Raw genomic sequence first — 5,376 nt, 5'->3', positions numbered from 1 at the left:
AAGGAAGAGGCTTCGGAAGCGAGGAAGATCGCGGCGCCGCCGAGTTCGGCGGGCTCGCCCCAGCGGCCCATGGGCGTGCGCTTTTCGACCCAGGCGTTGAATTCCTGGTTCTGGAGCAGCGCCTCGTTGAGCTCGGTGCGGATGTAGCCGGGAGCGATGCCGTTGACGTTGAGGCCGTGCCTCGCCCAATCGACGGCCATGCCACGGGTCAGGTTGGCGAGGGCGGCCTTGGAGGCGGAGTAGGGCACCACCGAGGTGCGCGCGAAATTGCTCAGCACCGAGCAGATGTTGATGATCTTGCCGCTCCGGCGCGCGATCATGCCGCGCGCCACGGCGCGGCCGACGATGAAGGCGGAGGTGAGGTTGGTGTCGATCACCTGCCGGAATTTCTCCAGCGGCCACTCATCGAGCGGGGCGCGGTGCTGCATGCCGGCGTTGTTGACGAGGATGTCGATGGGGCCGATCTCGGTCTCGGCGTGGGATATGGCGTCCTCGACGCTGTCCTCGCTGGTCACGTCGAAGGCCAGCGCCTTGACGTTGAAGGCCCCATCGTCGGCGAGCCTCGACGCTGCGGCGCCCAGCGCCTCCGGATCGCGCGCGTTGAGGATCACCTCAGCGCCGGCGCCGGCCAGCGCGGCGGCGATGCCGAAGCCGATGCCGCGGCTCGAGCCGGTGACGAGGGCGCGCTTGCCGCCCAGGTTGAATTGAGAAATCGAATCCAAATCAGTGCCCTCCCAGGCTCAGGCGGGCGCGAGACTAGTAGATGACGGCCGGCTTGGTAAGGCCATGTGGTGAAGGCGTTGAGGAACGTGCACAGCACCGGCCGGCCCCGGCACCGAGGGGTGGCATTCGGGCCTTCCCCGTGCCAAAAGGTCGCGCAAAGAATTCTTGATGACTCCAATGGAGAAAATGATGGCGTCTGCCGACATCGGACTGATCGGGCTCGCAGTGATGGGGTCCAATCTGGCGCTGAACATCGCCGAAAAGGGCTACACCGTCGCGGTGCACAACCGCACCGCCGCGAGGATCGACGAATTTGTCGCCACGGCGAAAGAGCAGGGGCTCGACGGCAAGGTGGTGCCCGAGGCGGACCTGGTGCAGTTCATCCAGTCGGTGAAGCGGCCGCGTTCGATCATCATCATGGTCAAGGCCGGCAAGCCCGTCGACGAGATGATCGAGCAGCTGCTGCCGCATCTCGATGCAGGCGACGCCATCCTCGAATGCGGCAACTCGCTGTTCACCGACACGCAGCGGCGCTTTGACTACCTCACGCCCAAGGGCATCGGCTATCTCGGCATCGGCGTCTCCGGTGGCGAGGAGGGCGCGCGCCATGGTCCCTCGATCATGGTGGGCGGCGCCGAAGAGCAGTGGAAGAACGCCCAGCCGATCCTCGAGGCGATCTCGGCCAAGTTCAACGGCGAGCCGTGCTGCGCCTATCTCGGCAAGGGCGGCGCGGGCCACTTCGTGAAGACCATCCACAACGGCATCGAATACGGCGACATGCAGATGATCGCCGAGGTCTACGGGGTGATGCGCGACGGGCTGGGAATGGACCCCAAGACCGCGTCCGGCGTATTCAAGGAATGGAACAACGGCCCGCTCAACTCGTACCTGATCGAGATCACCGGCTACGTGCTCGAAGCCATCGACCCCCAGACCGGCAAGCCGCTGGTCGACCTGATCCTCGACAAGGCCGGTCAGAAGGGCACCGGTGTGTGGTCGGCGATCGCCGCGCAGCAGCTCGGCGTGCCGGCGACGGCCATCGAGGGCGCCGTGGCGGCCCGCTCGATCTCGTCGGGCAAGGATGAGCGCGTCGCGGCCGAGGCGGTCTACGGCAAGCGCTCCGGCTCGCATGGCCGGCATATCGATATCGGCGATCTTGAGAAGGCGCTGCTGGCGGGCAAGATCGTCTCCTACGCGCAGGGCTTCGCGGTGATGGCCAAGGCATCGGAGGAGTACGGCTGGAACCTGCCGCTCGCCACCATTGCCAAGATCTGGCGCGCCGGCTGCATCATCCGCTCGCGCTTCCTCGACCAGATGTCGGCGGCCTTTGCGAGGGGCGGGGCGACCAACCTGCTGATGGTGCCGGACTTCGTCACCATCATGAAGGACGCGCACCATTCGCTCAGGAAGATCGTCGCGGCAGGCGCCATCGGCGAGTTCCCGCTGATCTGCCTCTCGGCCTCGCTCGCCTATTTCGACAGCTACCGGCAGGCCCAGGGCACGGCGAATCTGACGCAGGGCCAGCGCGACTTCTTCGGCGCGCATGGGTTCGAGCTGATCGACCGCCCGGGCGAGCAGCACGGGACCTGGCCGTCGACGCTGGGGAACTAACCGCCAGAACTGGCCCCGCGCCCCATCGCCCCCTCGGCGGGGGAGAAAGCGAAATCTTAGGGTTAGCCTCTTGGCTAAGCCTTAGATTTCGCAAGAGAGGGGGTCCGGGGCCACCGTGCCTCCCACCACCCCCTCCCTTGCGATTTCTAGGACTTAGCAAACGCTAAGCCCAAGAAATCGCTTTCTCTCCCGCAAGGGGAGAGATGGTCGAGAGTTTTGAGCCCTATTCCCCCACCGGTTGCTGCACTGGAACGCCGTTCTCGTCATGCGGCGGTGTCTGCTGCTGGCCCGGCTGACCCAGCTCGTGCAGGTGTTCCTTCTTCGCGACGCGCGGGCGGTGCATCAAGTCGAAGCGCCAGGCGGTGAAGACGAAGAGGCAGGCGGCGAGGATCACGAGGATGCCGGAGCCGAGGAACGGCGCGCCGGGGAAATAGCCGGGCGCGCCTTTGGCCGGCTGTGTGAAGTAGTTGAAGAGCTGCGTCGCCAGCAGCGGCCCGACAATGGCCGTCAGCGAGTTGGTGGCGTTGATGGCGCCCTGCAGTTCACCCTGCGCGTCGTCGGCCACCTGGTGCGACATCAGCGAGTTGATGGCGGGACCGGCAAGGCCGGCCATCGAGCCGACGATCAGGAAGCCGTACAGCCCGAACTGGGTGTGGATGAAGGCGGTGCCGAGCATGGCGATCGCCGCGAAGAGCATGCCGAGCAGCACCGTGAACCACTCGCCGAAGCGCTTGATCATCGGACCGATGAGAAAAGCCTGGCTGACGGCGAAGCCGACGCCGAAGGCGCCTAGCGCCCCGCCGATCTGCAGCGAGGAGAAGTTCAGCACCTCGATGGTGAAGAATGGCCATGCCGAGGGGAACGCCTGGCTGGCGAGAGTAAACAACCCCAGCGTGGCGAGCAGCCACAGGACCACCGGGTTCCGGCTGAGTGCCCAGAGCGCCCCGAACGGGTTGGCGCGGCGGATGTCGAAGGGGCGGCGCCGGTCCTTGGCGAGGCTCTCTGGCAGGACGAAGAAGCCGAACACCAGGTTCGCGGCGGCAAGCACGGCGGCAGCATAGAATGGCCAGCGGGGTCCGAGTTCGCCAAGTGCGCCGCCGACGACCGGACCTGCGATGAAGCCCAGCCCGATGGCGGCGCCGATGAGGCCGAAGCGCTGCGCCCGCTGCTCCTTGGGCGTGATGTCAGCGATATAGGCGGTGGCGGTCGCTACCGAGGCGCCGGAGATGCCGGCGATGGTGTGCCCGATGAACAGATAGATGATGTTCGGGGCGAACCCCATGATCGTGTAGTCGACGGTAAGGCCGGCCAGCGAGATCAGGATGATCGGACGGCGGCCGAAGCGATCCGAAAGATTGCCCAGCGCAGGGCCGAACAGGAACTGCATCAGCGAATACGAGAAGACGAGGTAGCCGCCGATAACCGCCGCCTGGGCGTTCGTGCCGCCGATCAGTCCACCGATCAGCTCGGGCAGTACCGGCAGCACGATGCCGTAGCCGAGCATGTCGAGGAAGATGGTGACAAGAATACAGGCCAGGGTGAGCTTTGACTGGGACGATACAGGCATTGCGGGGTGCTTGATCCCTATTTTGAGGCGGCAGTTGACACATCGCCCTGAGCGAAGGCAAGCGCCAAGCGGGCTAATGGACGTCCTGTCGCGGCGGGCGCGGGGCAGGCGGGGCGAGCTGGGGATCGGGCGCCACGTCGTAGCCGTAGAGCCACCCCAGACGCTTCAAATGCCCGAGCGGGCCCTGGAGTTTCACCACGGCGTTGCGCGCCAGGGTAAACGGCCATTCGAGGTGGAAGGCGAATCCGTTGGCGTTGGAGAGTTTTCTCACCCGCTCGACGCGCGGCTGCCGCAGCCCGGCATAGCGGCGGAGCGCTGAGCCGGCATCGGTCTCGGTCATCAGCAGCGGCGCGAGGATGGCGGCGTCCTCGATGGCCATGACGGCGCCCTGCGCCTGGAACGGCAACATGGCGTGAGCGGCATCGCCGATGAGGCCGATGCCGCCCTCGGCCCAGGTCGGCGTCGTAACTGTCGAGACCGGCCAGTAGCCCCAGTCGTCGCCGGCGGCCTCGCGGATAGCGTCGAAGGCGCGGCTTTTCAGTGCGGCCCAGGGGAGATCGGGCGCGTGCGGTGGGGCGCCGTGGAGGGCGCGCTCGGCCTTCATCTTGGCGAACAGCGCGACGTTGATCTGCTTCCGATGCGGCAGCGGGTAGGTCACGGCATGATAGCCAGGACCCCAGAGCAGGCTAGTGCGGCCTGGGATCAGTACGCGGTCGAGCGCCGCCTGGCCGAGCGTGATGCGCCAGGCGACCATGCCCGAATAGTTCGCCGGGGGCCCCATCAGCACATCGGTGCGGGTCCGCGAGTTGACCCCGTCGGCGCCGATGAAGGCAAAGGCGCGGGCCGAGCGTGACTTGCCGTCCGCTTCGTCGACGGTCACCGAGACGCCGCGCGCATGACTTACCACGTCATAGGCGCGCACGCCGAACAGCATGTCGATATTGGCGAAGCGCCGGCAGGCACGGTGCAGCACCTCGGCGAGGTCGGCACGGTGCATCACCGCGTATGGTGCGCCGAAGCGCTCCTTCACCACGCGGCCGAGTTCCAGCGTCACTAGCGGCTCTCGCGCGCCGTAGGGATAGACGTCGATGCCGGAGGGTTCGAACGACTTGGCGGCCAGCGCCTTGTCGAGCCCCAGCCGGTTGAGGATCTTTCGCGCGTTTGGGCTGATCTGGACGCCCGCGCCGACCTCCTGCACCTCGGCGTTGCGCTCGAGGACGACCACGGTCGCGCCGAACTTGGCGAGCGCCAGGGCAAGTGTCATGCCGGCAATACCGGCGCCTGCTATGTAGATGGTGCGTCCGTTGCCGGACATGGGAGTATCAGGCGGCTTCAGACTGATAGACAGCCGAAAGCGGCTCCGAGATGCCGGGCGCGAGCTCGGGGTTGAAGATATAGAGGGTCGAGCAATAGGAGCAGACGACCTCGTTGTCCTTGCCCATGTCGATATAGATGTGCGGATGGTCGAACGGGGG

At 66.2% G+C, this 5,376-nt stretch carries 5 protein-coding genes; 1 reads left to right on the top strand and 4 read right to left on the bottom strand.

Features of this window, described 5'->3' with window-relative positions; translation table 11 throughout:
* Nucleotides 1–722: SDR family NAD(P)-dependent oxidoreductase (locus JWQ89_RS15040; RefSeq protein ID WP_299642296.1), on the bottom strand; the 722-nt coding region annotated here is incomplete at its 3' end.
* A gap of 190 nt (nucleotides 723–912) precedes the next feature.
* Here JWQ89_RS15040 and gndA point away from each other — a divergent pair.
* Nucleotides 913–2,334, top strand: coding sequence for an NADP-dependent phosphogluconate dehydrogenase (gene gndA, locus JWQ89_RS15035; protein ID WP_299642294.1), 1,422 nt, complete (start codon nucleotides 913–915; stop codon nucleotides 2,332–2,334).
* A gap of 223 nt (nucleotides 2,335–2,557) precedes the next feature.
* Here the strand turns inward: gndA and JWQ89_RS15030 are convergent, their stop codons facing one another.
* The 3 genes from JWQ89_RS15030 to JWQ89_RS15020 all read right to left on the bottom strand — a co-directional run.
* Nucleotides 2,558–3,901, bottom strand: a complete 1,344-nt coding sequence (locus tag JWQ89_RS15030) for a TCR/Tet family MFS transporter (RefSeq protein WP_299642293.1) — start codon at nucleotides 3,899–3,901, stop codon at nucleotides 2,558–2,560.
* Between the two features lie 73 nt (nucleotides 3,902–3,974).
* Nucleotides 3,975–5,216, bottom strand: a complete 1,242-nt coding sequence (locus tag JWQ89_RS15025) for an FAD-dependent monooxygenase (protein WP_299642292.1) — start codon at nucleotides 5,214–5,216, stop codon at nucleotides 3,975–3,977.
* Nucleotides 5,217–5,223: 7 nt separating this feature from the next.
* The coding region (locus tag JWQ89_RS15020) for a zinc-finger domain-containing protein (RefSeq protein ID WP_299642298.1) at nucleotides 5,224–5,376 on the bottom strand (153 nt) is incomplete at its 5' end.

This window comes from Devosia sp., from assembly GCF_028290645.1.
Classification (GTDB): Bacteria; Pseudomonadota; Alphaproteobacteria; order Rhizobiales; family Devosiaceae; genus Devosia_A.
Note: the sequence above shows the minus strand (reverse complement) of the source record. Positions and strands in the feature narration are given on the sequence as shown.

What these genes read in the sequence shown, in the direction of transcription:
- gndA (WP_299642294.1), top strand. Translation starts at nt 913, where the DNA reads ATGGCGTCTGCCGACATCGGACTGATCGGGCTCGCAGTGATGGGGTCC.
- JWQ89_RS15030 (WP_299642293.1), bottom strand. Translation starts at nt 3,901, where the DNA reads ATGCCTGTATCGTCCCAGTCAAAGCTCACCCTGGCCTGTATTCTTGTC.
- JWQ89_RS15025 (WP_299642292.1), bottom strand. Translation starts at nt 5,216, where the DNA reads ATGTCCGGCAACGGACGCACCATCTACATAGCAGGCGCCGGTATTGCC.